Annotated in this window: 25 protein-coding genes; 15 read left to right on the top strand and 10 right to left on the bottom strand. The window is 36.0% G+C overall.

Annotated features, from left to right (window positions below; genetic code table 11):
* Nucleotides 1–22: 22 nt before the first annotated feature.
* Both queG and trmL read left to right on the top strand, forming a co-directional pair.
* Nucleotides 23–1,156: a tRNA epoxyqueuosine(34) reductase QueG gene (queG, locus tag ACKVQX_RS09960; RefSeq protein ID WP_087679928.1), complete on the top strand. Its 1,134-nt coding sequence runs from the start codon at nt 23–25 to the stop codon at nt 1,154–1,156.
* Nucleotides 1,157–1,172: 16 nt separating this feature from the next.
* Nucleotides 1,173–1,646: a tRNA (uridine(34)/cytosine(34)/5-carboxymethylaminomethyluridine(34)-2'-O)-methyltransferase TrmL gene (gene trmL / locus ACKVQX_RS09955; RefSeq protein WP_068450979.1), complete on the top strand. Its 474-nt coding sequence runs from the start codon at nt 1,173–1,175 to the stop codon at nt 1,644–1,646.
* A 50-nt stretch (nt 1,647–1,696) separates the two neighbouring features.
* Here trmL and ACKVQX_RS09950 read toward each other — a convergent pair whose 3' ends face one another.
* On the bottom strand, nt 1,697–2,251 hold the full coding sequence (locus tag ACKVQX_RS09950) for an HAD-IA family hydrolase (RefSeq protein WP_068450981.1): 555 nt from the start codon (nt 2,249–2,251) through the stop codon (nt 1,697–1,699).
* Between the two features lie 102 nt (nt 2,252–2,353).
* On the opposite strand from ACKVQX_RS09950, the gene ACKVQX_RS09945 reads away from it, so the two are divergent.
* Complete coding sequence (locus ACKVQX_RS09945) at nt 2,354–2,533, top strand: hypothetical protein (protein WP_409136271.1); 180 nt, start codon at nt 2,354–2,356, stop codon at nt 2,531–2,533.
* Nucleotides 2,534–2,624: 91 nt separating this feature from the next.
* Here the strand turns inward: ACKVQX_RS09945 and ACKVQX_RS09940 are convergent, their stop codons facing one another.
* The gene (locus tag ACKVQX_RS09940; protein WP_068450987.1) at nt 2,625–3,920 is read right to left on the bottom strand and encodes an NCS2 family permease; all 1,296 of its coding nucleotides are present in this window, start codon (nt 3,918–3,920) and stop codon (nt 2,625–2,627) included.
* 191 nt (nt 3,921–4,111) lie between these two features.
* On the opposite strand from ACKVQX_RS09940, the gene ACKVQX_RS09935 reads away from it, so the two are divergent.
* Nucleotides 4,112–4,900, top strand: coding sequence for an aldo/keto reductase (locus ACKVQX_RS09935; RefSeq protein ID WP_368634384.1), 789 nt, complete (start codon nt 4,112–4,114; stop codon nt 4,898–4,900).
* Between the two features lie 44 nt (nt 4,901–4,944).
* On the opposite strand, the gene ACKVQX_RS09930 is transcribed toward ACKVQX_RS09935, so the two are convergent.
* From ACKVQX_RS09930 to ACKVQX_RS09920, 3 genes are all read right to left on the bottom strand, one after another.
* Nucleotides 4,945–5,625, bottom strand: a complete 681-nt coding sequence (locus ACKVQX_RS09930) for a DUF554 domain-containing protein (RefSeq protein ID WP_068450989.1) — start codon at nt 5,623–5,625, stop codon at nt 4,945–4,947.
* 73 nt (nt 5,626–5,698) lie between these two features.
* On the bottom strand, nt 5,699–6,217 hold the full coding sequence (locus ACKVQX_RS09925) for a co-chaperone YbbN (protein WP_068450992.1): 519 nt from the start codon (nt 6,215–6,217) through the stop codon (nt 5,699–5,701).
* Nucleotides 6,217–6,645, bottom strand: coding sequence for a disulfide oxidoreductase (locus tag ACKVQX_RS09920; RefSeq protein WP_409136270.1), 429 nt, complete (start codon nt 6,643–6,645; stop codon nt 6,217–6,219). Before ACKVQX_RS09920 ends, ACKVQX_RS09925 begins: the two co-directional genes overlap by 1 nt.
* A 201-nt stretch (nt 6,646–6,846) precedes the next feature.
* Here ACKVQX_RS09920 and ACKVQX_RS09915 point away from each other — a divergent pair, with 201 nt between their 5' ends.
* Together ACKVQX_RS09915 and ACKVQX_RS09910 are read left to right on the top strand one after the other, a co-directional pair.
* On the top strand, nt 6,847–7,962 hold the full coding sequence (locus ACKVQX_RS09915; protein ID WP_121177025.1) for a GAF domain-containing sensor histidine kinase: 1,116 nt from the start codon (nt 6,847–6,849) through the stop codon (nt 7,960–7,962).
* A gap of 12 nt (nt 7,963–7,974) precedes the next feature.
* Complete coding sequence (locus ACKVQX_RS09910; RefSeq protein WP_068451001.1) at nt 7,975–8,613, top strand: response regulator transcription factor; 639 nt, start codon at nt 7,975–7,977, stop codon at nt 8,611–8,613.
* 129 nt (nt 8,614–8,742) lie between these two features.
* Here ACKVQX_RS09910 and rsgA read toward each other — a convergent pair whose 3' ends face one another.
* The 3 genes from rsgA to ACKVQX_RS09895 form a co-directional block, all read right to left on the bottom strand.
* A complete protein-coding gene (gene rsgA, locus ACKVQX_RS09905; RefSeq protein WP_068451004.1) occupies nt 8,743–9,825 on the bottom strand; it encodes a ribosome small subunit-dependent GTPase A in 1,083 nt (360 codons plus the stop codon).
* 238 nt (nt 9,826–10,063) lie between these two features.
* The gene (locus tag ACKVQX_RS09900; protein ID WP_068451006.1) at nt 10,064–10,945 is read right to left on the bottom strand and encodes a cation diffusion facilitator family transporter; all 882 of its coding nucleotides are present in this window, start codon (nt 10,943–10,945) and stop codon (nt 10,064–10,066) included.
* A 72-nt stretch (nt 10,946–11,017) separates the two neighbouring features.
* The gene (locus ACKVQX_RS09895) at nt 11,018–12,364 is read right to left on the bottom strand and encodes a hemolysin family protein (protein WP_231726975.1); all 1,347 of its coding nucleotides are present in this window, start codon (nt 12,362–12,364) and stop codon (nt 11,018–11,020) included.
* Between the two features lie 509 nt (nt 12,365–12,873).
* On the opposite strand from ACKVQX_RS09895, the gene ACKVQX_RS09890 reads away from it, so the two are divergent.
* On the top strand, nt 12,874–14,613 hold the full coding sequence (locus tag ACKVQX_RS09890) for an ABC transporter ATP-binding protein (protein ID WP_068451012.1): 1,740 nt from the start codon (nt 12,874–12,876) through the stop codon (nt 14,611–14,613).
* Nucleotide 14,614: 1 nt separating this feature from the next.
* Complete coding sequence (locus ACKVQX_RS09885; RefSeq protein ID WP_285215412.1) at nt 14,615–16,366, top strand: ABC transporter ATP-binding protein; 1,752 nt, start codon at nt 14,615–14,617, stop codon at nt 16,364–16,366.
* A gap of 51 nt (nt 16,367–16,417) precedes the next feature.
* Here the strand turns inward: ACKVQX_RS09885 and ACKVQX_RS09880 are convergent, their stop codons facing one another.
* Nucleotides 16,418–16,624, bottom strand: coding sequence for a DUF5342 family protein (locus tag ACKVQX_RS09880; RefSeq protein ID WP_068451017.1), 207 nt, complete (start codon nt 16,622–16,624; stop codon nt 16,418–16,420).
* A 132-nt stretch (nt 16,625–16,756) separates the two neighbouring features.
* Here ACKVQX_RS09880 and ACKVQX_RS09875 point away from each other — a divergent pair, with 132 nt between their 5' ends.
* Nucleotides 16,757–17,896, top strand: a complete 1,140-nt coding sequence (locus ACKVQX_RS09875) for a DUF445 domain-containing protein (protein WP_068451020.1) — start codon at nt 16,757–16,759, stop codon at nt 17,894–17,896.
* A gap of 20 nt (nt 17,897–17,916) precedes the next feature.
* Nucleotides 17,917–18,273 (top strand): YlbF family regulator, encoded by a 357-nt coding sequence (locus tag ACKVQX_RS09870; RefSeq protein ID WP_368634328.1) that lies wholly within the window; start codon nt 17,917–17,919, stop codon nt 18,271–18,273.
* A 144-nt stretch (nt 18,274–18,417) separates the two neighbouring features.
* Here the strand turns inward: ACKVQX_RS09870 and ACKVQX_RS09865 are convergent, their stop codons facing one another.
* Entirely contained in the window at nt 18,418–19,707 is a 1,290-nt protein-coding gene (locus ACKVQX_RS09865) for a globin-coupled sensor protein (RefSeq protein ID WP_068451024.1), read from the bottom strand.
* A 66-nt stretch (nt 19,708–19,773) separates the two neighbouring features.
* On the opposite strand from ACKVQX_RS09865, the gene ACKVQX_RS09860 reads away from it, so the two are divergent.
* The 5 genes from ACKVQX_RS09860 to ACKVQX_RS09840 all read left to right on the top strand — a co-directional run bounded on the left by ACKVQX_RS09860 (nt 19,774) and on the right by ACKVQX_RS09840 (nt 26,202).
* Nucleotides 19,774–21,288, top strand: a complete 1,515-nt coding sequence (locus tag ACKVQX_RS09860; RefSeq protein WP_368634329.1) for a coproporphyrinogen III oxidase — start codon at nt 19,774–19,776, stop codon at nt 21,286–21,288.
* A 103-nt stretch (nt 21,289–21,391) separates the two neighbouring features.
* A complete protein-coding gene (locus tag ACKVQX_RS09855) occupies nt 21,392–22,486 on the top strand; it encodes a glycerate kinase (protein WP_368634330.1) in 1,095 nt (364 codons plus the stop codon).
* A 100-nt stretch (nt 22,487–22,586) separates the two neighbouring features.
* The gene (locus ACKVQX_RS09850) at nt 22,587–23,420 is read left to right on the top strand and encodes a DUF2785 domain-containing protein (RefSeq protein ID WP_068451033.1); all 834 of its coding nucleotides are present in this window, start codon (nt 22,587–22,589) and stop codon (nt 23,418–23,420) included.
* Between the two features lie 935 nt (nt 23,421–24,355).
* Nucleotides 24,356–25,288: an ABC transporter permease gene (locus ACKVQX_RS09845; protein ID WP_068451036.1), complete on the top strand. Its 933-nt coding sequence runs from the start codon at nt 24,356–24,358 to the stop codon at nt 25,286–25,288.
* Entirely contained in the window at nt 25,285–26,202 is a 918-nt protein-coding gene (locus tag ACKVQX_RS09840) for an ABC transporter permease (RefSeq protein ID WP_068451039.1), read from the top strand. The genes ACKVQX_RS09845 and ACKVQX_RS09840 overlap by 4 nt, the downstream gene beginning before the upstream one ends.
* Nucleotides 26,203–26,208: the final 6 nt, after the last annotated feature.

Raw genomic sequence — 26,208 nt, 5'->3', positions numbered from 1 at the left:
ATATAGAAAGGAATGAAACCAAATGAACGTTTTATCGTTTCAACAACAAGTTAGAGAATATGCTCAGTCCATTGGAATCGATAAAATTGGTTTCGCATCTGCTACACCGTTTATTGATTTAAAAGCACGTCTTATTCAGCAACAACAGTTAAACTATCAGTCTGGATTTGAAGAATCTGATGTCACTTTACGTACGGAGCCTACCTTGTTATTAGAAGACGCAAAAAGTATCATTGCGATTGCATTAGCTTATCCGTCTAAGATGTTGAATGCACCACAAGGGAAGAAAGGTGCGAGACGTGGTATTTTTTGTCGTGCTTCTTGGGGTGTCGATTATCATACCGTCTTACGTGAGAAATTAGCGTTACTTGAAGAATTTATTCATACACATCATCCACATGCACGAACGAAGTCGATGGTCGATACAGGGGAGTTATCCGACCGAGCTGTTGCAGAAAGAGCGGGAATTGGTTGGAGTGGTAAAAATACGAATATTATTACGCCAGAGTTCGGTTCTTATGTTTATTTAGGAGAGATTATTACAGATATTCCGTTTATAGCGGATGAGCCAATAGAAGATGAATGCTTAGATTGTCGCCTGTGTATAGATGTTTGCCCAACAGGTGCGATTGTACAAGCAGGACAACTAAACGCTCAGCGCTGTATTGCTTTTTTAACACAAACAAAAGATACATTACCAGATGAGTTTCGAACACATTTAGGGAATCGTATTTATGGCTGTGATACATGCCAAACTGTTTGTCCGAAAAATAAGCGTAAGCATAATTTAATTCATGAAGAGTTCTTCCCAGATCCTGAAATTGCAAAACCGTTACTTGAACCACTACTAACCATGTCCAATAAACAGTTTAAACAAGATTTTGGTCATGTTTCAGGTTCTTGGCGAGGGAAGAAACCATTGCAGCGAAATGCGATTTATGCACTTGCACATTTTAAAGAAGAATCAGCCATTCCGACACTAACAGAAGTGCTACAAAAAGATACACGACCTGTTATTCGCGGTGCAGCAGCCTATGCGATTGGGAAAATTGATGCGCCAGCGTCAAAAGCAATATTAGAACAAGCGCTACAAAAGGAACAAGATGAAGAAGTACTTGAGGAAATAGAAAAAGGACTATCATTTATTACAAAATAGAAGGAAGTGCCCTTAGATGACGTTACACATCGTCCTATATCAACCCGAAATCCCAGCAAATACAGGTAACATTGCAAGAACATGTGCTGGAACTAATACACACCTACATTTAATTCGTCCATTAGGTTTTTCAACAGATGATAAGATGTTGAAAAGAGCAGGACTGGATTATTGGTCAAGTGTCAATATCACATATTACGATAATGTAGAAGAATTTTTCGAAAAACATCAACAGGCGACAATTTATTTTATCGAAACATTCGGGACGAAAAATTATACAGAGTTTGATTATTCGAATACAGAAGAAGATATCTTCTTTATGTTTGGAAAAGAGACAACAGGTATTCCACGTGAATTAATTGAAGACAAACAACATATGTGCCTACAAATTCCACAAAGCGACCACGTACGCTCATTAAATTTATCAAATACAGCAGCGATTATTATTTACGAAGCGCTACGTCAACAAAGCTTTAAACCAATTTTATAGAATAAAAAAAGAAGAAATCGTGTGATTGTACGATTTCTTCTTTTTGATATTTAAGGAATTAAATCGAAAAAATGATGATAGTCATTAATGGTATAATCAGCAACGTCACAATCGTTTTGGAACATAATCGTTTTAAAGCCAGCTTTTTTAGCAGGGATTAAGTCGAGCTCACGATCACCAATCGCATAGTCGAGTTCATAGCGTTCATGTAAATAGACATAAGCAGCAGGGTCTGGCTTTCGTGCAAAACCATCATCACCGGCGACAATTTCTGTGAAGTATTTGGCTAAGTCTGTTTCTTGTAAAATACGTTCAACAGAAGCTCGGTTCATATGTGTCATAATAACATTTACTTCAGCCTGTTGTAGAACGTTTTCAACATAGGGGAATGGTGTGTAATTCGTAATCGCACGACTTTTTTCAATCATTTCTTTTCGTTGTTCATCTGTTAATTGAAAATAATCCATCGCATGTGATTGTGAAATTTTAAGTTGTTGATAGATTTCTTCTTTTGTAAATTGTCCGTTCAATATATCATATAAAATATCGGTATAAGCAGGATAAGTATCCATAATGGTTCCATCAAAGTCCCATAAAATACGCATGAGCCAATCGCCTCCATTTTTCAAATAGCATAGCATAAAAAGGTTTGAAAAGTCTTTTAAAAGGGTACACATAGTAAAGGCTTAAAAAGGGGCGTGGTAATGATGAAAAAAGGTAAAGATAATGTGTCGAGTGGACATATGACGAATAACTTCAGTGACGTTGTAGAATTAGGAAAACAGATGGAAAGACTACGCGATGAACAAGAGCTAAAACGAGATGGTTATACACAAGATCCCGTACAATATGATGATGAAGATGAGAAGAAAGAAGAAGCGAAATAATACTTAAATATAAGAAGATGGTATATTGATTCATCTGAACATAAGAAAAGCCAAAATCGCATGTGTGTTGTGATTTTGGCTTTTTATTATTTTAGATAAAGACAAGTTGAATAATAAATAGGATAGCGAATAGATAAAGTAAAGGATGTACTTTTTTTGCTTCACCTTTGACGATTTTTAAAATCGGATATGCAATAAATCCAAATGCAATCCCTGTTGAAATACTTGAAGTGAGTGGCATAATAAGCATCACTAAAAATGCAGGAAGTGCCTCATCAAATGTATCCCATTCAATGTGACGAACAGATGCAATCATCAATGTTCCGACAATGACTAGAACAGGTGACGTAATGGCAGAAACACCTGACACCGAAGCAACTAAAGGTGAGAAGAATGAAGCAATAATAAATAGAACGGCAACTGTTAAAGCAGTTAAGCCTGTTCGACCACCAGCCGCAACACCTGCAGATGATTCTACATAAGCTGTTGTTGGTGATGTACCAAACATTGCTCCGATTGTTGTACCGAATGAGTCACCAAGTAAGGCCTTACGTGCGCGAGGTAGTGTTTCACCCTTCATTAAACCAGCTTGGCGCGCTACACCAACTAATGTACCTGTTGTATCGAATAGTGTTACTAAGATGAATGAGAATACAACACCGTATAAACTATGTGCAATAACTTCTTTTAAAGCATCAATCGGATTCCAAACAATAATACCTTCTGGTAAATGTGGCATTGCAACAAGTTCATCAATTTTTAATTGCCCTGTAAAGAACGCGATGATGGCGGTAATGACCATCCCAATGAAAATAGCACCTGGTACACGACGTACCATGAAAATCGCTGTAATAATAAGACCACCAAGTGTTAATAGCACACTTGGACTTGTTAAATCACCTAATTTAATTAAGTTTGTTGGATCGTCTACAACGACACCTGCCATACGTAATCCTAAGAACGAAATAAATAAACCAATACCAGCAGTAATCGCTAATTTTAAATTATTCGGAATCGCTGTAATTAATTTAGAGCGAAGAGGTGTTAAGGATAAAATAATGAATAAAATACCGGCGATAAATACAGAAGCAAAAGCAGTTGTATAATGTAATTCACCATTTGATGCTTGAACAACTGAATACGTGAAGAAAGCGTTTAAACCCATACCTGGTGCAATCGCAATTGGATAATTGGCAACTAGAGCCATCCACAATGTACCGAATACTGCGGCAATGATTGTCGCCATGAACACTTGTTGGCTCGGTACACCTGCTGCACTTAAAATTGTCGGATTGACGATAATAATATAAACCATTGTTAAAAACGTTGTAAGACCAGCAACAAGCTCTGTTCTAACAGACGTTCCATTTTCTTTTAATTTAAACATAATAATAACTCCTTAAAGCCGAACGATTTTTTTGACAACGTCTATAATATTCGCTAAGAGGTGAAAAAGCAAGGTGTACTGAAAAAATAAGTATTCTCGAAATAATGTGACAATAGGGGTATACTGTAGAAAAGGAGTGAGAGCATTTGTTAAATCTACATTCAACGAAAAAGTTAGTAAATGGTGTTGAAATGCCACGTTTTGGTTTAGGTGTATATAAAATGACGAATCCAGATGAAGCATATAGTGCCATGTCACATGCCCTTGAAGCAGGATACATTGCGATTGATACAGCTGCTTTATATGATAACGAGGAACAAGTAGGACAAGCTGTGCGCGATTCAAAAAAGAAGCGTGAGGAATTATTCATCACCTCGAAAGTTTGGAATACCGATCAAGGATACGATCAAACGTTACGAGCATTTGAGACAAGTCTAAAGAAATTAGATATGGATTATTTAGATTTATATTTAACGCATTGGCCGGTTCCTGAATTATATGCAGATACTTATCGTGCGATTGAACGCTTATACGATGAAAAATTAATTCGCGCTACAGGTGTATCAAATCACGAACCGCATCATCTTGAGAAGTTATTAGCGACAGCGAATGTACAACCAATGGTTAATCAAATCGAGCTACATCCTCATTTGATTCAACAAAAGAATCGTGATTTTGCAAAACAACATAATATTGCCATTACATCATGGTCACCACTTGGTCGTGGTCGCGTATTAGAAGATGAAGTAATTGTGAAGCTCGGAGAAAAATACGGTAAATCAGCAGCACAAGTGATTATTCGATGGCATTTACAACATGACTTAATCGTCATTCCGAAGTCTGTAAAAGAAGTACGTATTCAACAAAACGCGGATGTCTTTGATTTCGAACTAACTACTGAAGATATGCAAGCGATTGATATGTTAAATCGAGATGAACGTTACGGCTCACATCCGGATACATTCCATCTGAAAAAATAAAAAAATGAAGGGTTACGCTTTTGAGCGTAACCCTTCATTTCATTTTATAAGAAAAGATGTTTAAAAGTTAAGTAAACTGGTGGTATTAAAAGGGCAGGTAACATATTAAGACTTTTTAAGTTTTTAATTCCTAAAATACTCAAACCAGTCGCAAAAATAAGAATGCCTCCGATAATCGAGATTTCAGTTAATAAAGACTCCGTCATAAAGTCATTTAAAAATAAAGCCATCACATAGAAGAAGCCCTGCCATAAAAAGAGTACCACTGCGGATAATGCGATGCCAAAACCGAATGTAGAAGCGAGTACGAGCGACGTTACACCGTCTAAAATACCATTTGTAATTAAGTATGTATGGTCACCTTGTAAGGCGCTATTAATAGGACCGAGAATGGATAATGTACCAATACAAAATAAAAGAATAGCTGTAGATAGACCTTTTGCGAGTGGCCCGTCTGAAAAGCGTCCAACAAATCGATTGAAACGTACTTCAATGTCGATTTTTTCACCAATTACTGCACCAATCGCTAAACTAACAATGAAGAGAACAGGTTCTTCACTTTTGGGTAAGTATTGTGTCACTGCATTAATTCCAAGTGCGACAGCAGCAAATCCCATCGCTTGTAGCAAAATCGTTTGATAACGTTCTTTTAGTCCTTTATTCATTAAGCTTCCAATAGTACTACCAATCAAAATCATGCAACAATTAAAAATCGTTCCGAACATATGTATAACTCCTTTTTATAGCATATCAGAAGAAAAGGAACCGCATATACAGGCGATTCCTCTCCAATGAATTCTATTGTTTTTTCATATCCTCAAAAAACTTCACAAATGCTTCTTTTGGTTGTTCACCGACAAGACGACCAACTTCCTTACCGTCTTTGAAATAAGCAAGTGTAGGTGTCGCTGCCAAGTTATAATCTTGCCAACCTTGTTCAAACTCTAAAACATTATATTGGTTAATATCTACTTTTGCTTCATCTGCTAAAGGCATTAACTCTGGTGTTACTTTTTGACAATGTACACATTCAGGTGAGAAGAAGTAAGCGTAAGTTCCTTCACCACTATCAATTTTTTCTTTTAAGGCATCTGGTAAGATGATATTTTGATAATTTTCATCATCTAATTGATCGATTGTTGATTGTGTTTTAATTTTATGGTCTCCGTATAGTGAAGAACCTTCTTCTTTTTTATCATTTGAACTTTTATTAAGTAATAATAAAGCTGCAAAAATAGCTACAATAATTAAAGCAATAATAATTAGAATTCCAGCATTATTTTTTTTCTTAGGGACATTCGTTTTCTTTTTTGCCATTACATTTCCTCCTTCTTTCCTTGTTTAAAGATAAAGATACTTGTGATGAAAATCAATACAAATGCAGTAAGTGACAAGAAAGGAATCGTAATAAAACCAAGCCAGTTAATATATTCTCCTGTACATGGTACACGTCCACAAGCTATTGCATTATCATGTAAAAACGGTATTTTTTGCATACCGTAATGATAAAGTGCTACCAATGCACCGATACATGAAAAGACAAGTGTAGTAACAGCAATCTGTGCATTACGCTGAATATACGCAATTCCAATAATCAATACGAGTGGATACATTAAAATACGCTGGTACCAGCAAAATGTACAAGGCTCATATTTCATCACTTCAGAGAAGAATAGAGAACCCATCATCGCTACAAGTGATACAACCCACATAAATAACATACTATATTCTATTTTTTTAGACATTATAATTCTCCTAGTTCTACATTATTTTCCTACTTGAGTATAAAGGCTTTTACAAACATTGTAAAATAGAATTCTCTCAAATTCAAAGTTTTTTTGTTGGTTTACTCTTATAATACCCGTCAAAAGTATGAAAGGATTCGCATAGGAGAAAAGGGCATTTCCATGTACAATAGAAGGTAGTATAGAACGGAGGGTGGTACTTTGACGAAAGCAGACCATTCAAATATCGCATTATTAAAAGAAATTGCAGAATTACTAAATGAAGAAACTGAAATGAAACAAATGCTTCAATTAGCACTAGAGAAGTTACTTGAAGGCACGAAGTTTGAAACGGGATGGATCTTTCTTATTAAAGATCGTCGTCGTCATGAACTGATTGCTGAAGCCAACTTGCCGAATAATTTAGAGCAAGATGGTTGTCGCTATCTATGTAAGGGTGGTTGTTGGTGTTTATCAAAATACCATAATAATGAATTAGAAAAGGCATCGAATATTATAGAGTGTCAGCGCATTGAGCTTGCGAATAAGCATTCTAATGAAGCACATGATGCAATTACTCATCACGCGACGGTTCCATTACAGTCAGGACCTGAAAAGTTCGGATTATTAAATGTTGCATCTCCTAATACAGTACGTTTTTCAGATGATGATCTTGCATTATTAGAGTCGATTGCGTTCCAAATTGGCTCAGCAATTAAGCGTATTTTACTTACAAAACAAGAAAAAGACGTTGCACTTGCACAGGAACGAAATCGACTAGCACGTGACTTACATGATTCAGTTAATCAGCTACTTTTTTCAGTCACACTGACTTCTCGTGCAGGCATCGAAATGACAGATGAACCGTTAGTAAAAGAGACATTTGCAGAAATTCAGTCACTTACACAAGAGGCTTTAACAGAGATGCGCGCACTCATTTGGCAACTTCGTCCTAAAGGATTAGAAACAGGGTTACTTGAAGCACTAAAAGGTTATGCTGAAATGCTTGGTATCACACTTGATGTAAAAGTATCAGGTGTATTACAGTTCCCTTCTAAAATTGAGGAAGCATTATTCCGGATTGCACAAGAAGCTTTGAATAATGTACGAAAACATGCAGGTGTAAAACAAGCTCAAATCATTATTCGTGTAACGCATAGTGATATTTTACTTGTTATTAAAGATGATGGTCGTGGTTTCTCAGTAGATTCGTCTATTGCACTTCCTTCACTTGGTTTACAAAGTATGCGTGATCGTACAGAAGCACTTGGAGGAACGATTGACTGGGTGAGTGATATTGGAAAAGGGACGGAAATATTAATTCGACTACCTTATTAAGGAGGGGATTGCATGATTAAAGTATTGATTGCGGACGATCATCATGTTGTAAGAAGAGGATTACTTTTCTTTTTAAAAACACAAAAAGATATTGAGGTAGTGGGGGAAGCACGAAATGGTAAGGAAGCAGTAGAACTCGCTTCAGTGTATCAACCGGATATTGTATTAATGGATTTAGTCATGCCAGAGATGGACGGTATTGAAGCGACACGTCGTATTAAATCAGTGTATCCACATATTCAAATTTTGATGTTGACGAGTTTTTCAGATCGAGATCATATTTTACCAGCGATTGAAGCGGGAGCCGCAGGTTATCAATTAAAAGATATTGAACCAGATGAACTCGTTTTAACGATTCGTAAAATTATTGCGGGCGAAAATAGCATGCATCCTGAAGTGACGCATCAACTCGATCAGAACCAAGAATCAACGCAACATTTGCCGCATGTGAAAAATCCACTAACGCGTCGTGAAAAAGACGTATTGGCGGAATTAACGAAAGGGAAGAGCAATAAAGAGATTGCTTCTTCATTATTTGTTACAGAAAAAACGGTGAAAACGCATATCTCAAATATTTTTGCGAAATTAGAAGTACAAGATCGTACACAGGCAGCTCTATACGCTGTAAAATACGGTTTAACTGAAAAATAAACAGATTGGGGCATATGTGTAAAAAACACTATCCTATATGAACATAAAAAACTGGAATCGCGCCACAGTGCGGTTCCAGTTTTTCATTTTGAATGCTAAAAAAGAAATAGTCCAAGACGGTTTTATATATTATAGACGATTTTTCTTTTTATTTTTTAGCTGTTTAGATACTTGTTTCCATTTACGTGTTTCTGCTAGTTGTGCTTGTTTATTCGTCTTTTGTTCAAGATAGCGAATTTCACGTTGTAGCTTCACATAGCTGGCATAGCGTGCTTGTTCTAATGAGCCATCTGAAAGAGCTTGTTGAATGGCACAACCGGGTTCATTTTTATGTGAACAATCTCGGAAACGACATGCGTCAGCTAGTTGTTCAATATCAGAAAAACTCGATTCTAAAGCACCTTCTGTTGACCATAGTTGAAGTTCGCGCATTCCAGGTGTGTCGATGAGAATACCGCCTTTTGGTAAAACAAAAAGTTCGCGATGTGTCGTTGTATGGCGTCCTTTAGAATCATCTTCACGAATGTGTTGAACGGTCATTTTCTCTTCTTCAACAAGCGCATTCGTGAGCGTAGATTTCCCGACACCAGAAGACCCCATTAACGCAGCTGTTTTATGTGGTAGAAGTAGATTTTGTATCTCTTCAATTCCTTCTCCTGTTAATGTGCTGATTGCATAGATGGGTACGCCAATTGCTACTTGTTCTGCTTGTTCAATGAATGATGTCACATCTTCACATAGATCTTTTTTCGTTAAGATGATGACGGGAGATGCACCTGAATCCCAAGCAGCTAGTACATAGCGTTCAAGTCGACGAACATTAAAGTCGTGATTTAAGCTCATAACGATGAACACAAGATCGACGTTCGTCGCAACGATTTGTTCGTCAATTTCTACACCAGCCATTTTGCGTGAGAATGTCGAAGTTCGTGTTAAAAGTTGGTGAATTAAACAACGCTGTTCACCAGGCATTTGCTCAACTAATACCCAGTCACCAATTGCTGGATAGTCTTTACGCATGAATGCGTTATATGCGTACTTACCCGAAATCGTTCCAAGTAGTTCACCTTGTTCTGTGCGAATACGATAACTATGTTTATGTTCAAGTGTGATACGTCCAATCAAGTAGTTTTCGTGACCTGCTTGTGTTAAAAGTGCTGTAGCTTCAGATGTAAAAGGCTCTTTAAAGCCGTATTGTTGTAATTGTGTCAATGTAATTTCCTCCAATAATGTGGTAATAAAAAAAGGTTTATTGCACCATGATGGATGCAATAAACCTAACCGCACATTGAAAGAGAGCTATAACATAATTATAGCGCTACATGGCAGGAGAAAGTTTTATGCATACCAAATACGTGCGAAGTCGTCGCAATCTCATATTTATTCATCATAATACTTCACCTGCTCCCTTTATAAGTTAGACCTAGCATAACAACTTTAACAGAATTCGTCAATTTCTTTTTAAAGATTCTTCAGGCTCGATATGAACGAGCGCTACAGAACTAGGTAATACTTCAAGAATCGCTTCTTCAATTTTCTCCGTAATTTCATGACTTTCCCATACATTTAAATAAGGATTAACGGATACAGTTACATCAATTAAAGCCATATTTCCATGATAACGTCCTTTAACGTCACGCAATTCAACGACACCTTCAACATTTGATACAGTAGTGCGAATCGTCTCAATATCTGTTTGATTAAATCCGTCTGTTAACGTTAGCACACTTTCAGCAAAAATCTCATACGCTGTTTTTAAAATAATAATGGCTACAATGGCAGCAGTAATCGAGTCAATGATTGGGAAACCAATAATCGCTGCAAAAATACCAATTGCCGCACCAAAGCTGACAAATGCATCGGAACGATTATCATAAGCAGCAGCTTTAACAGCTGAGCTATTAATTTCTTTTGCCAGTCGAATATTGTAAAGATATACGCCCCACATGACAGCACCCGAAATGATTGCCACAACCGCTGTTAAAAGTGAGGGTGGCTCATGTTCATTGGCAAAAAAGCCTTTGATTGCATTAAATAATACTTGTAGACCAACAACTGCCATAATAAATGAAGCGATGAGTGAGGCAATGGTTTCTGCACGCATATGCCCATAAGCATGATCAGCATCTGGTGGCTTTTGTGATATTCGTAAACCAATTAATACTGCAACAGAAGCAATAATATCAGTTGTATTATTTAGACCATCGGCTTGTAAAGCTTCTGAATGACCGACATAGCCGACAATTAATTTTGCGAAACTGAGAAAGATGTATGTGATGATACTAAGCCATGCACCTTTTTCTCCTTTGCGTAACTTTTCATATGGGTCCACAATGTTTCCTCCTTGAAAGAAATCTAGATATACGAAAGCGACGTTACATTTTTCAATGTAACGTCGCTCGTACTATATTTCTTGTGTAAGTAATGTTGAATCAGATTCTGTTTCTAATTCAGGATGTTTGATGATTTCTAAGTAAATTAAGTGATGACCTTCTAACTCGCGCACGATAAAATCATAGCCTTGCTCAGAGACTTGGTCGCCTTTCTTCGCATCAAAATGACGCGTCATAAACCAACCGCCGATTGTATCGATATCATCATCTTCAATTTCGATGTTTAGAATGTCATTAATTTCTTCTAATAAAACTTTTGCATCTACGATATAATGCCCATCCTCAAGTTTACGGATTTCTGCAATTTCATCTGCATCAAATTCATCTCGAATATCACCAACAATTTCTTCGATGATATCTTCGATTGTTACAAGACCGGATGTTCCGCCGTATTCGTCCATTAAAATGGCCATATGAATACGTTCACGCTGGATTTTTAATAGTAAATCACTAATTGGAACGGTTTCAAAGACGCGAATGACAGGACGCATGAATGCTGTAACAGGTTTTGCTCCATTTTCTTTTGGATTTCGAATATAAGCTGTTAATAGATGTTTCATATTAACAAGACCGATGACGTGGTCTTTATCGCCGTCAATAATTGGGTAACGTGTATATTGCTCGACACCCATTACTTCAAAAACTTCTTTGAGTGTTAGATCTTTTTCAATCCCAACAATTTCAGTACGTGGAACCATAACTTCTTTAGCGATACGATCGTCAAAGTTGAAGATGTTATCCACATATTTATATTCGGATTGATTAATTTCTCCACCTTTTAAACTGTCAGATAAAATAATGCGCAGTTCTTCTTCCGTCATAGCAACTTCAGAATCATTTGAATTGCGAATACCAAATAATGCAGCTAAACCATTTGCAGATGAATTCAATAGTTTAATAAATGGATACATCACATTATGGAATAGAATTAAAAATGGTGCTGTTGTTAAAGCTACAGCTTCTGCTTTTTGGATTGCAAGTGTCTTCGGTGCAAGCTCACCTACTACAACGTGAATAAATGTGACGATTGAGAATGACACAATGAAGGATACGATAGTTGTCACACTACCATTTAGATTTATTAAATCAAAGACAGGGCGTAAAATCATGCTCACTGTACCTTCACCCAACCAACCTAAACCAAGCGATGTAATCGTAATACCTAACTGACATGCAGATAAATATTCATCTAAACTAGATATAACTTTTTTTGCTTTTAAAGCTTTTTTATTACCTTCAGCGATTAGCTGATCAATTCGAGTTGCTCTGACTTTGACAATGGAGAATTCCGTTGCAACAAAGTAAGCAGAGCAGGCGATTAAGACAGCGAATGCTGTCAACCGTATGGCTATTTCCAAAGAATCCCTTTACTCCTAGCCCAAATGAGGGGGAGAGTAAAGTGTACACCTCCTGTGTGTTTAAAAATGTTCAGTATTTTAATAATAAGATAGAACTAGAAAAAATTCAAATCATCAAACTGCTTTTATGGGATGAAAGTTGTATGTATAAAGAAAAAACGGCATAAAAAAATAATATTTACGTAAAGACTAGAAATGGTAATAATCTTTTTTTTCTAAAAATTGTTGACAATTCGGAATTCGAAATGTTATTGTTTAGAAACACGAAATGTGAAATAAAAAAATGGAGGTATGAATCATGAATAACTTAACAGTAGTAAACACAATTGCAGTAACACACAACTATTCATATGGACACATACCTTTACAAGACAACATGTAGCGATTTTGTATTTATTTGTATTGGTGTGTCACATCAATACTCTAATATAGGCGCATGCCCTTAGGGTGTGCGCCTTTTTTTGTTGTTTTTTAAAGGGATAATTTGTAAAAAGGAAGAAGGAGAAAACATGTTTTCTGTATTTACGAAACTGAAATGGTTTTTTAAAGAGAATTGGGGGAGGTATACAACTGCCGTCATTTTATTAACGGTAGCGAATATTATTGAAGTCATCCCACCTAAAATTATTGGAAATACAATTGATGCCATTCATACAAAAGAGTTAACTACTGAATTGTTATGGAATTATATCATCGCACTTGTCGCTTTATTATTTGCAGCGTATATTGTCAATTTCATTTGGCAGTACCAATTATTTGGCGGCGCAAATGTCTTGCAAAAAGACTTACGAATGAAATTAATGGACCATTTCTTGAGGATGCGACCACCATTTTACGAACGTAATCGAACAGGTGATTTAATGGCGCGTTCGACGAATGATTTACAAGCTGTATCTGAAACAGCTGGTTTTGGCATCATGACGTTACTTGATTCTACGCTTTATCTTGGAACCATCATTATTATGATGGGTGTCACTACCTCTTGGAAACTGACACTTGCAGCGTTACTACCATTACCACTATTAGCGATTGCACTTCAACAAATTGGCAAATTCATTCATAAACGTTATACCATCTCTCAAGCAGCATTTGGTGAATTGAATGATAGCGTACTAGAAGCAGTCGAGGGGGTACGAGTTGTTCGTGCCTATGTGCAAGAACGTGAAATGGAAAAGCAGTTTGCACAAAAGACCGAAGAAGTCGTTGAAAAGAATTTACGTGTATCTCGTGTAAATGGTTTATTCGCACCTGTCAGTAAATTCATTACAGCATTTAGTTATGTCATTGGACTTGGATACGGTGCGTATCTCGTATCGATTAACGACATTACAGTAGGTAGTCTTGTCGCTTTCAACGTTTATCTTGGTATGGCTGTTTGGCCAATGATGGCGATTGGTGAATTAATCAATACGATGCAACAAGGGAATGCCTCATTGGATCGTGTGAGTGAAACATTGAACGAAAAAGAAGACGTTCCGAACCCTAAAGAAAGAAAGGTCGTTCAAACACCAACGACAATTAGATTTAACGATGTAAGCTTCCAATATCCATTATCAAAATCACTTAATTTAAAGAATGTAAACATTGAATTACATCGTGGTGAAACACTTGGGATTGTCGGAAAGACAGGTAGTGGTAAAACGACGATTGTGAAACAGTTATTGCGTGAATATCCACATGGTGAAGGGGACGTAGAAATTGCGAATGAAGCGATTCAATTACAAGATAAGGAGCAAGTGCTGAATTGGATTGGCTATGTACCGCAAAGTCACATTCTATTCTCACGTACAATTCGTGATAACATTCGCTTTGGTAAGCCAGATGCAACAGAAGAAGATATTGCTAGAGCAATTCGTATGGCGAACTTTGAAGACGATTTAAAACGTCTGCCAGATGGCTTAGATACGATGGTTGGAGAAAAAGGAATCTCGTTATCAGGTGGGCAAAAACAACGGATTTCGATTGCGCGTGCATTTATTCGTAATCCAGAAATTCTTATTTTAGATGACTCACTATCTGCAGTGGATGCAAAAACAGAGAGTCGCATTATCGACAATATTCAAAATGAACGAAAAGATAAAACAACGATTATTGTGACCCATCGATTATCAGCGATTTTACATGCTGAAAAAATTATTGTCGTAGACGATGGTGAAGTCATTCAGTACGGCACACACGATGAATTGGTTGGACAACCTGGTTGGTACCAAGAACAATTCAAATTACAACAAGTAAAAGGGGGCGAATAAGATGCCCGTTCGTAAACGATTATGGCAGTATGCACTACTTTATAAGAAACCGATGATTTGGGGACTTGTGCTACTTGCTATATCAGTTGGAGCTGACTTATCAGGTCCATTAATTATTAAATATATTTTAGACAATTATGTTGCCAACATGCCGAAATCTGGATTAGAAGTAAAGCCACTGTATTTAATGTTAGGTGCCTATTTAGGAACCGTTGTTATCTTTGCGATTTTCCGATATACACAGTTTTATATGCTGCAAATCGGTTCAAATCGCATTGTTCAAAAAATGCGTAAAGATGTATATGGTCAATTACAACGTCTATCAATTAACTATTTTGACCGACTACCTGCTGGGAAAGTTGTGTCGCGTATTACAAATGATACCGAAGCAATTCGTGAATTGTTCGTAACTGTTGTCTCACAATTTGCCGCAAGTTTTATGACATTAATCGGGATTTTTATTATCATGTTCTCTTTAAACACATGGATGGGCTTCTTCGCATTAATCGTTGTCCCAATCCTCATTGTATGGTCGATTGTGTACCGTAAATATGCTTCGAAATATAATCATGCGATTCGTTCAAGACTATCTGACTTAAATGGTATGTTGAATGAATCAATGAATGGTATGACGATTATTCAAGCATATGGGCAAGAGAAGAATATGAAGAATGAGTTCAATCAAATTAATGATGAACATTTTCGCTACAATAATAAGTTATTATTTTTAGATTCTGCTACATCACACAATTTAGTAGGTGTTGTCCGTAGTATCATTCTCATTGCATTCGTTTGGTACTTTGGTTCACTTGAAGTAACAGGTACGTCGATTGCATCTGTAGGTATTTTATATGCATTTGTTGAGTACATTACACGTTTAATGAATCCAATCATGCAAATCGTCGATCAATTCTCGCGATTAGAGCGTGCAAATGTTGCAGCGACACGTGTATTTGAATTACTAGACTATAGTGGAGAAGACGTTAGCGATGAAAAAATCGCACGTTATAAAGGTCACGTACAATTCGAACATGTATGGTTTGCTTATAAAAACGAAGAATATGTATTAAAAGACATTTCAATTGATGCTAAGGCAGGAGAAACAGTTGCTCTAGTTGGACATACGGGTTCAGGAAAGTCGTCGATTATCAATCTTTTATTCCGTTATTATGATGCTTCAAAAGGAACAATCAAAATTGATGGTGAAAATATCGAAAATCATGCGAGACAGACCGTTCGTCAGCATATGGGAATCGTACTACAAGACCCGTATTTATTTACAGGAACAATCGCATCTAATATTAGTTTGAATGATGAACGCATTACAAGAAAACAAATAGAAGATGCATTAGTTGCGGTTGGTGGGGAACGTGTACTAAAAAATCTACCAAAAGGTTTAGATGAACCTGTAATCGAGCGTGGTAGTACATTATCTGCTGGACAGCGCCAACTTGTATCATTTGCACGTGCGCTTGCATTTGACCCAGCTATTCTCATTTTAGATGAAGCAACGTCAAATATTGACTCGGAAACAGAGGAAATTATTCAACATGCGATGGATGTTTTGAAAAAAGGTCGTACAACATTCATCATTGCGCACCGTCTTTCAACAATTAAAAATGCTGATCAAATCTTAGTATTAGATGCAGGTGAAATTGTAGAACGTGGAAAGCATGATGAATTACTTGCACTAGGTGGACGCTATAGTCAAATGTATGAATTACAGTCTGGGAATAAACAGCATAGTTTATAATGAACGAAAAGCAAACGAAACGGTTGAAAATCGATTCGTTTGCTTTTTTATTTAATGGTCATATACATGAAAGACCATTAATTCATGTATATCTTTTTTTAATTGTTCAGTAATGATAAAAGATTGTGGTTGCACGATTTCAATTTCACCATCTCCATGATAAAGAGCCGTCACCTTTTCTCTATTATAATAGAAAGAAAGACGCCAACCAGGCATTTCTCCTGCGTATAATCGTTCAAATGTAAAATGTTGAATCATCATTCATCCCCCTTTTTTTTAGTATAAACAGAATGAGGGAGGGAAAGCGAATTAAAACTTCTAAACGATTCATTTTCCGAACAAAGTATCCTCTGTTATAATAACGATAGTTTAAAGAAAAGGGTGGATTACATGAATACGGTCATTACAATTCTATTCATGGTTGTTATTGGTTCATTAATCGGTGGTGTGACAAATCATTTAGCGATTAAAATGTTGTTTCGTCCACATAATCCAGTTTATATCTGGGGAAAACGACTACCATTTACGCCTGGATTGATTCCACGTAGACGAGATGAATTAGCGAAGCAACTTGGAAAAACAGTTGTAAAATATTTATTAACGCCAGACACATTCCGAGCAAAGTTTTTCAATGCGACGATGCGTGAAAAAGTTTTAGAATGGTTAGGGCAACAAACAAAAGAGAAAATCTTCACAGAAGAAAAAACACTGCAGCAATGGTTAGACCAAGCAGGACTTTCACATGCACCAGAAATGATTGAGAAAAAATTAGATGATTTAATCGTTCAACAAGTAGGTCAAGTGCAAAATGTATTAGCTACACAGACAGTTGAACAGTTACTACCAGCTAGTTGGAAAGAACGTGCAGAATCAAAAATTCCAGAAATTTCACGTTACATTTTGAATAAAGGCGATCAATACTTTGATACAGTTGAGGGAGAACAGGCAATTAAAGGCTTAATTGACGGTTTCCTAAGCTCAAAAGGAACATTCGGCGGTATGATTCAGATGTTTATTGGTGATGGTTCATCACTTGTGCCTATGCTTCAAAGAGAAGTGAAGAAGTTTTTAAGCTCGGATTCGACATTCCATGTGCTTAATAATTTACTTCAAAAAGAGTGGGATAAGTTACAAGTTCAAACAGTTCCGCAATTATTAGGTGATTTAGATTTCACTTCTACAACGGAACGCATTCAAAAATATGCACGTGAACAATTAGCAATTCGAGATCGTTTAGACTTACCGCTTGTACATTACTTACCAGATGGTGCAAAATGGTTACAGGACAATGTATATCCAAAATTAGTTGAGACAACCTTTACACAAGTAGAAAATAAATTAGAAGATATTTTATCGCGTATGGATTTAGAGAATGTTGTAAGAGAACAAGTCGATAAATTCCCGGTAGAAACACTTGAAGATTTAGTACTTGGGATCTCAAAGCGCGAATTTAAAATGATTACCGTACTAGGATTTTTACTTGGTGGAATCATTGGTGTCGTGCAAGGGATTATCGCTGTCGCATTTTAAATACAAAGGAGTTTTTACACATGGTTAATATTTATGACGATTTAAACAAATTAGAAGCAACATTCCGTAAAACAGAACAATTCACAGCACTTGAATTTACAATTGAAGAAGTGAAGAAAGATGCTGATGCAGTGGCGTTATTCTCAAACTTCCGTAAAATGCAATTAACATTACAAGAAAAACAAGCGAGCGGTGAAGAATTATCAGAAGAAGAATTACAATACGCTCAAAAAACAGCTCAATTAGCACAACAAAACGAAAAAATTAATGCAATGCTATTAGCTGAAATGGAAGTAAGTGCTGTAATTAATGAAATTACAAGCGTTATTATTAAACCTGTACAAACTCTATACGACAGTATTCCAGACGCAGAATAATGAATATAGAAATCGGGATGGGTCATACGTGTAAAAACATCATCCCATATGAGCATAAGAAAAACTGGAATCGCGCTGTGGCGTGGTTCCAGTTTTTCTTTGTGAAAGCTAAAAAAGGAAAGCGTCCCATCCTGATTTTTTAATTTACATACCAGCTAAATCTTCAGAAGATTGGTGAATACGTTCAGAGTTTTGTTGAATGGAATTCACGCTCGCTGTTAATTCCGAAACACTTTGGAATAGATGATCGTTTCGTTCAGTTAATTGATGCATATGATCGACAATATTACAGAATGAACTACCTGTTGCCATTACTTTTTCACTTGACTGATGAATTAACGATTGTAAATTTTTAGAAATTTCAGAAATGTTTTCGGTCTTATCGTAGGATTCAGATAAAATTTGATCGACCTCACTAAGCGACACTTTTGTACTTTCAGCTAGTTTTCTCACTTCTTCAGCAACAACCGCAAATCCACGTCCATGTTCGCCAGCGCGTGCTGCTTCAATAGAAGCATTCAATGCGAGTAGGTTCGTTTGATTTGCAATTTGTGTAATCATTTGTGCGATGGACGACACTTTTTTATTCAATGTGTGAAGTTGATTAACACTTTCTTGAATTGTATGCATCGTTTCTTGCAATTGTTCAGAGTTTTGCTCTGTTTCTTTTAATTGTTCTTGCTCTTTAATAGCAGCTTCACGTACTTCTTCCGCCAATGCGGAGTTATTACTCGAAAGTTCTTCAAGTTGACTTAGTACCGTCATCATATGAATTAAATCATTGTTAGTTTGATGTGTCATTTCACTTAATGAAACGGAGTTATCGCGTATTACACCCATCATTTCAGCTTGACGATTATTTTCTTGTTTTAATTCTTCTTGATGATGAATTTCATATGATTCTAAAACAATTTGCTGTTCAAAGTTTAAAATTTTAGAAACAGCTATTAACATTTTAAATTGTTCTTCAGATGGGTACAATGTTGTTTGCACCAAATTTGAAAAATAATTTAATAAGTCTTGGAAAGCACTCATATACCATTTTGGTTCTAAGCCAATGTGCGAGTGTACGGTAGCAATTCGATAACGCTTTTGTAAAAAATTCTCGTTAATAACACCATCAAACATTTCGATAATATGCTTTTTTAATGTTTGTTGTAAGCGTGTGATTGTACTATGATCACGGATGATTCTACCTAGCGAAGGTTCCTTTTCGAGATTGTCATAAAAGTTTGCTACAATATAATCGATATTGTCTTGTACGATAGGGCGCATAACGCGTAAAATAGCTAGGTCATCGACTGTCAGTTGAATCATTTGAATTTGTGTTTGAATCGAATGATTTAAATCTGAAGCGATAAGAACATATGGTATTTCTTTTGTCATATGATCCTCTAGTTGATGTGTGATTGATTTCCTTGTGAATTTTGGCATGAATCATCATCTCCTTTTGTGTAATAAAAGTATGTAAATAATTAAAAAGAAAGAAGTGCAAAATAAATGAAATTGATTGCTCTAGATCAAACGTATCCACAAGATTGGATTCGTGTTATTACGCATATTTGTAATTTATTCTTTGAGGATTCTAAAGTAACAACAAAGAATGAATCAGCAGATGTGCATGTATCGTTTATGTATGATATTTCGGAGGACTTCACAGTTTCTGCAACATCAACATTAGTAGTTGACGATAAACAGTTTGTAAGTGAATTTACCCAAACATATGAAGAGGATGCAGATAAACGTGGTGTTAATATCCGCTTGAAGCGAGCGGTTTCGCACGTTTTATTAGAAAACCTTGAAAAAATGACAAATATTTATCAGAAGTGGGGTATCCTTACAGGGGTGCGTCCGACCAAATTGTATCACAACTTTAGGAGAAATGGTCTATCTAAAGAGGAAATAAGAAACAAACTAGTGACAGAATTTAGATTATCAAATGAAAAAGTAGATTTGATGGAAAAAATTGTAGAAAGACAACTAGTGACAATCCCTGATTTAGATACAATTGGTAATGAGGTGAGTATCTATATTGGTATTCCATTTTGTCCAACAAAATGCGCCTATTGTACATTCCCTGCTTATGCAATTCAAAGTAACCGTAAAAAAGGTCGCGTAGCTACCTTTTTAGATGGTTTGCATATTGAGATTGAACGAATGGGGCAGTGGCTGACTGAAAATAATATGAAGATTACATCAGTCTATTGGGGCGGCGGGACACCGACTTCGATTGAAGCAGAAGAAATGGATGCGCTATATGAGACGATGTATCGTTCATTCCCAAATCCTGAAACAATTCGTGAAGTAACTGTTGAAGCAGGAAGACCAGATACGATTACCGAAGAGAAGTTAGCAGTACTGCGTAAATGGGGAATTGACCGTATTAGTGTAAATCCACAATCTTATACAGATGAAACATTAAAAGCGATTGGTCGCCATCATACTGTACAAGAAACGATTGATAAATTTTGGTTAGCTCGTAAAGAGGGAATGAATAATATCAATATGGATTTAATTATTGGATTACCAAATGAGGGAATGGAGGAGTTCGAACATTCTATTGAAGAAACAGCAAAAATGCAGCCAGAATCATTGACTGTTCATACACTCTCATTCAAACGTGCTTCCGAAATGACACATAATCGTGATCGTTACAAAGTAGCGGATCGTCAAACAGCTGAGAAGATGATGAATCGTGCAAAAGAATGGACAGCTGAAAATAATTATGTACCGTACTATTTGTATAGACAAAAAAATATCGTCGGCAACTTAGAAAATATCGGCTATTCTAAGCCTGGAGAGGAAAGTATATACAATATAGCCATTATGGAAGAGGTTCAAACCATCATTGGTCTCGGTTGCGGGGCTTCAAGCAAGTTTGTTCATGCTGATACAGGTAAGATTGAACAGTACCATAATCCAAAAGAGCCAGCTGCCTATATTATGACGTATGAAGATTCAATTAATAAGAAGATTGAACTTTTAAATGATATGTATGGCGTAAAAAGTAAATAGAATCGAAAAGAAGTGATAACAAATGTTATGGCTTCTTTTTAATTTTTGCTTTTTTTAATCTTTTTTCGATACGATGGAGATATTACAAAAAAGGGGGATGGATATGAGTCATTATTTAGTTGTACCCGATTCATTTAAAGGGACGTTAAGTTCACAAGAAGTCGCCAACTTAATTGAACAAGAGATTATAAAACAAAATCCACAACATGAAGTAAAAAGGATGATTATGTCAGATGGAGGAGAGGGCTTTTTAGAGGCGATGACTTCAGAGGAAGAACGATTTCACCATACTGTACTGAATCCAATAGCCGAGCCAATAGAAGTTATGTACGGCATAAAAGATGGAAAAATGATTATTGAGATGGCGCAGTGTGCAGGTTTAATGCTACTTTCAGTCGAGCAATTAAATCCTAAAATCACAACGACATATGGTGTTGGACAACTGATTCATTTAGCAATTGAAAAGGGGTTAAGCGAAATTGTGATTGGTATTGGTGGGAGTGCAACAAATGATGGAGGAACAGGTATGCTTGCCGCACTAGGTGCAAAGTTTTATAACGCGCAAGGTGAAAAGTTGGAAATTCCTAAGCTACATGACATTGATACAGTTGATACGCACCAGATGCATATACCCACAGAGCTTCATGTAACGATTGCTTCCGATGTAACCAACCCTTTATGTGGTGAACAAGGAGCAACGCATGTTTTTTCGGAGCAAAAAGGATTATCAAAAGAAGATTTCGAAGAATATGATACGTATATGAATCATGTGGGTCGCTTATATGAAAGTAAAACTAAAAAAAGTGTCATGAATGAACAAGGAGCAGGTGCAGCAGGAGGTATTGGGGCAGCGTTATTAGCTTTCTTCAATACAACAATGGTATCAGGTGCAGAGCTTGTATTGAAAGAACAGCAATTCGAGCAACATCTTCAACAGGCAGATTGGGTCATTACAGGAGAGGGAAAAACAGATCGTCAAACATTGGAAGGTAAAGCGCCTTTTCAAATTGCATATCAAACAAAGCTAAAAAATAAAAAGACGATGTTGATTTCTGGGAAAGTTGAAAATAAAGATATGCTCGCTATTTACTTTGACGAAATACATGAAATTATCACGAAAGAAATAACAATGGAAGAAGCTTTAAATAGACCGCAAAAATCACTTCAAAAGTGTTTACAGCAAATTTCTTTTCAATAGAATGTCATAACGTGGTGTTTAATCCAATATTTATTAAGGTATAAAGTGTTATGACTCAAATCGTAGTTTGAATCCTACGAAAAAGTGGGAGGGATCGCGCATGACAGAAGAAAGTTTGAAATCTTACTTAATCCAAATTCAACAACAAGATATTGAATGGAATGAAATAGATGTTAACAACGTTGTTCGAGAGATGTTTGATCATATACAAACAACCGATATTGAATTGAAAGAGAAGTTAATAGAACCCCTCTTGTCAGAGATGGTTCAATATCATCTAACAGAATCGGCCTTAGAAGCATTAGCCAAAAAATGTGTTGATGAAGAACATTTATATAAAGAAATCGGGGATACTGTCACACGTTATAAAATGACTCGTGCATTTTCGATGTATGTTATTAAAGAATTAGTAGAGAGAGATGTAAAAGATGTTTTTTTATCGCACGACACATTTGATTTGCTTAAAAGAGAAGTGATTCTCTACACTAATCTTGAACAAGATTATCGTTTTTATACGGAGGATATGGGATGGGTGAATAGTGTTCGTTTTAGTCTAGAAGCATTGTATGCAATTGTTCAAAATACACGTCTAGATCCAGCAGAATATACGCAGATTTTTCAAACAGTCATGAATAAAATTTTTACAGCACAGATAATCTATCAGTATGATGAAGAAGAAATAACAGTAGACTTTATTCAATTACTGTTAGAAAAAGGCTTTTCAGAGCAAAAAATCATTGATTTTTTAGAAAGAGTACCTGCATTTTTAGAAGGACAAAAAGAAAAGATGACACATATGAACTATTGGAATTTGTATAAAAATTGCAAGTCTCTTTTACGGAGTTTATATATTCGCCTCGATTTATGTGAAAACCAACCACTTTTGCTTGCTGAAGTGAAAAAGTGCTTATCTAAAATATCTTTTACTTTTTAAAAAAGACTTTATATTAAAAGTATATAGTCTTTTTTTATTTTTAGGATATTTTGAAGGCTTACTATATTGAAAAAACTAAAAAAACGTATAAAAAGAATAAAATGTGCTAAAAAAAGCATTTTTCTTAAAAATTGTGTGAGAAATCAATTATTTAAGAAAATACGAATTTTTAAAATATTCTTATAGTTTAAAAATAGATAAAAAGACACAAATTACACTAAAAAATCAATACTTTAACGAATTAGTGTACGAACTATTTTTTATCCATACAACATTAGTCTGAATAATTAAATATTTATAAATAATTATTTTATGGTATATTTATTATTTATTTGACGATTTTGAACTCTTTTTTCTAATAAAAATACAAGAGAAATTAGAATTGGATAAATAAGTATGTTAATTTAGAAAAGATATAATTGTGTGCAAGTTGAAAATATTCTTTCAACTTCTTTTTTTCTTAAAATTGTTTTGCTATAGTAATAACATGCTATTTGCGAATGGTTCTATTCTTTTTATTCACTTACTTTATACAAGTTAGTTATGCAACTTCTACATATCTATAGAGACGGATATTTTTTACATAAACGAAACGTAGATGAACGTAGTACATTTTTAACAGAAGTATAGAAAAAAGAGGGTAGTAAACATACGTGAATAATCAAAGATAATAATTTTGATTATCAAGTTGGTCGCATGGGGTGAATCGAGTGGCAATGATGCGAATACATTGTTCATTGTGTATAACAACTGCTGATCATGGTAATAACGCAAAGGTTTTATGGGGACATGGAATAGGGGCTATGTCTGTAAGTGAGTGACATAATGTAAGGTCAGTGCGTGTGGTGACAGATGAACACCATACTGGGGCTGCTTAGGAGTGTTAACTTCTGAACAGCCCATCTTTTAATTAAGAAATAAGGGGAGGCTATAACATGTTAAAGTATATTTTAAAACGTCTTGGATATATTTTAGTGGCATTATTCGTAATTGTAACAATTACATTCTTCTTAATGCGTATCGCACCGGGTAGCCCGTTTGCGAGTGAGAAGAGTTTACCACCTGAGATTGAAAAAGCAATGAATGCTGAATACGGCTTAGACAATCCGTGGTATATCCAATATAAAGATTATTTAATTTCAACAGCACAATTCGACTTCGGTCAATCAATGAAGTATAAGGATCGTTCAACAAACGATATGATCGCGGAAAGTTTCCCAGTATCTTTAACACTTGGAGTAGAAGCGATGTTACTTGCAGTAGGACTTGGTGTCTTAATCGGTGTTGTCACAGCACTCTATCATAATAAATTCCCAGATTACCTCGGTACGACAATTGCCGTACTCGGTATATCCGTCCCATCCTTTATCTTGGCAGGTCTTTTACAATATTTTGTCGGTTTAAAAGCAGGTTGGTTACCGATTAGTGGTTGGAATGGCTTTGCATATAGTATATTACCAGCCCTCTCAATTGCCATTACGCATATGGGCTTCATCGCAAAATTAACACGTTCTAGTATGTTAGAACAAAATCATTCTGAATATGTGAAAATGGCGCGTGCAAAAGGACTTGGTAAATGGACAACAGTATTCAAGCATACACTTCGTAATGCATTATTACCTGTTGTTACGTACTTAGGACCACTATTTGCAGGGGTTATCACTGGTAGTTTCATCGTGGAACAAATCTTTGCGATTCCAGGATTAGGTAAGTATTTCGTAACATCGATTACAAACCGTGACTACACAGTTATTATGGGTACGACAGTATTCTATTCAATCATCTTATTACTAGGTGTATTAATTGTTGATATTTTATACGGATTCATCGATCCACGTATCAAGCTGAAAGGAGCGAAAAAATCATGACACAACCAATTCCAAAAGAAAAATTCAAAATTGTCGGTGTAGATGAAAAGAAAAGTGAACGCTTAGCCGATAAGTCGGTATCGTTCTGGAAAGAAGTATGGATTCGCTTCTCTCATAATAAGCTTGCAGTAGTAGGGATGATTGTCATTGCAATTATTGCTTTAATGGCTATTTTTGCACCGATGTTATCACCTTATAAATATGATGAAATTCTTGGTCGCTTTAATGAAGCGCCTAGCGCAAAAAACTGGTTTGGTACAGATGACTTAGGTCGTGATGTATTTACACGTATTTGGTACGGAGCACGTATTTCATTATTTATCGGTCTGGCAGCAGCAGTAATCGATTTAATTATCGGTGTTGCATGGGGCTCAATCGCTGGTCTTGTAGGCGGTAAAGTCGATGATATTATGATGCGTATTGCAGATGTACTAACAGCAGTACCTTATCTATTAGTTGTTATTATCTTACTTGTTGTTTTACAACCAGGTTTACTACCAATGATTATCGCACTGTCGATTACAGGTTGGGTAAACATGGCGCGTATCGTACGTGGTGAAGTATTATCTATTAAAAATCAAGAGTATGTTCTTGCTGCCCGCACACTTGGCGCAAGTACAGGACATTTAATTATGCGTCACTTAGTACCAAATGCACTTGGTGCGATTATCGTAACGATGACATTAACAATTCCAAATGCCATCTTCACAGAGTCATTCTTGAGTTATATCGGTTTAGGTGTACCACAACCACAAGCAAGTTGGGGAACAATGGCATCAGACGGGAACAATGCGATTGATACAGCACCTTGGCGTTTAATCTTCCCAGCAATTTTCATTTCATTAACAATCTTTGCATTCAATGCAGTCGGTGACGGTTTGCGTGATGCACTCGATCCAAAACTACGTAAATAGGAGGTG

The sequence above is a fragment of the Kurthia sp. ISK08 genome, from assembly GCF_046159805.1.
GTDB classification, from domain to species: Bacteria; Bacillota; Bacilli; order Bacillales_A; family Planococcaceae; genus Kurthia; species Kurthia gibsonii.
Note: the sequence above shows the minus strand (reverse complement) of the source record. Positions and strands in the feature narration are given on the sequence as shown.

Bases quoted from the DNA above. Each gene is read 5' to 3' on its own strand.
- queG (WP_087679928.1), top strand. From the start codon at position 23: ATGAACGTTTTATCGTTTCAACAACAAGTTAGAGAATATGCTCAGTCC.
- trmL (WP_068450979.1), top strand. From the start codon at position 1,173: ATGACGTTACACATCGTCCTATATCAACCCGAAATCCCAGCAAATACA.
- ACKVQX_RS09950 (WP_068450981.1), bottom strand. From the start codon at position 2,251: ATGCGTATTTTATGGGACTTTGATGGAACCATTATGGATACTTATCCT.
- ACKVQX_RS09945 (WP_409136271.1), top strand. From the start codon at position 2,354: ATGAAAAAAGGTAAAGATAATGTGTCGAGTGGACATATGACGAATAAC.
- ACKVQX_RS09940 (WP_068450987.1), bottom strand. From the start codon at position 3,920: ATGTTTAAATTAAAAGAAAATGGAACGTCTGTTAGAACAGAGCTTGTT.
- ACKVQX_RS09935 (WP_368634384.1), top strand. From the start codon at position 4,112: ATGCCACGTTTTGGTTTAGGTGTATATAAAATGACGAATCCAGATGAA.
- ACKVQX_RS09930 (WP_068450989.1), bottom strand. From the start codon at position 5,625: ATGTTCGGAACGATTTTTAATTGTTGCATGATTTTGATTGGTAGTACT.
- ACKVQX_RS09925 (WP_068450992.1), bottom strand. From the start codon at position 6,217: ATGGCAAAAAAGAAAACGAATGTCCCTAAGAAAAAAAATAATGCTGGA.
- ACKVQX_RS09920 (WP_409136270.1), bottom strand. From the start codon at position 6,645: ATGTCTAAAAAAATAGAATATAGTATGTTATTTATGTGGGTTGTATCA.
- ACKVQX_RS09910 (WP_068451001.1), top strand. From the start codon at position 7,975: ATGATTAAAGTATTGATTGCGGACGATCATCATGTTGTAAGAAGAGGA.
- ACKVQX_RS09890 (WP_068451012.1), top strand. From the start codon at position 12,874: ATGTTTTCTGTATTTACGAAACTGAAATGGTTTTTTAAAGAGAATTGG.
- ACKVQX_RS09885 (WP_285215412.1), top strand. From the start codon at position 14,615: ATGCCCGTTCGTAAACGATTATGGCAGTATGCACTACTTTATAAGAAA.
- ACKVQX_RS09880 (WP_068451017.1), bottom strand. From the start codon at position 16,624: ATGATTCAACATTTTACATTTGAACGATTATACGCAGGAGAAATGCCT.
- ACKVQX_RS09875 (WP_068451020.1), top strand. From the start codon at position 16,757: ATGAATACGGTCATTACAATTCTATTCATGGTTGTTATTGGTTCATTA.
- ACKVQX_RS09870 (WP_368634328.1), top strand. From the start codon at position 17,917: ATGGTTAATATTTATGACGATTTAAACAAATTAGAAGCAACATTCCGT.
- ACKVQX_RS09865 (WP_068451024.1), bottom strand. From the start codon at position 19,707: ATGCCAAAATTCACAAGGAAATCAATCACACATCAACTAGAGGATCAT.
- ACKVQX_RS09860 (WP_368634329.1), top strand. From the start codon at position 19,774: ATGAAATTGATTGCTCTAGATCAAACGTATCCACAAGATTGGATTCGT.
- ACKVQX_RS09855 (WP_368634330.1), top strand. From the start codon at position 21,392: ATGAGTCATTATTTAGTTGTACCCGATTCATTTAAAGGGACGTTAAGT.
- ACKVQX_RS09850 (WP_068451033.1), top strand. From the start codon at position 22,587: ATGACAGAAGAAAGTTTGAAATCTTACTTAATCCAAATTCAACAACAA.
- ACKVQX_RS09845 (WP_068451036.1), top strand. From the start codon at position 24,356: ATGTTAAAGTATATTTTAAAACGTCTTGGATATATTTTAGTGGCATTA.
- ACKVQX_RS09840 (WP_068451039.1), top strand. From the start codon at position 25,285: ATGACACAACCAATTCCAAAAGAAAAATTCAAAATTGTCGGTGTAGAT.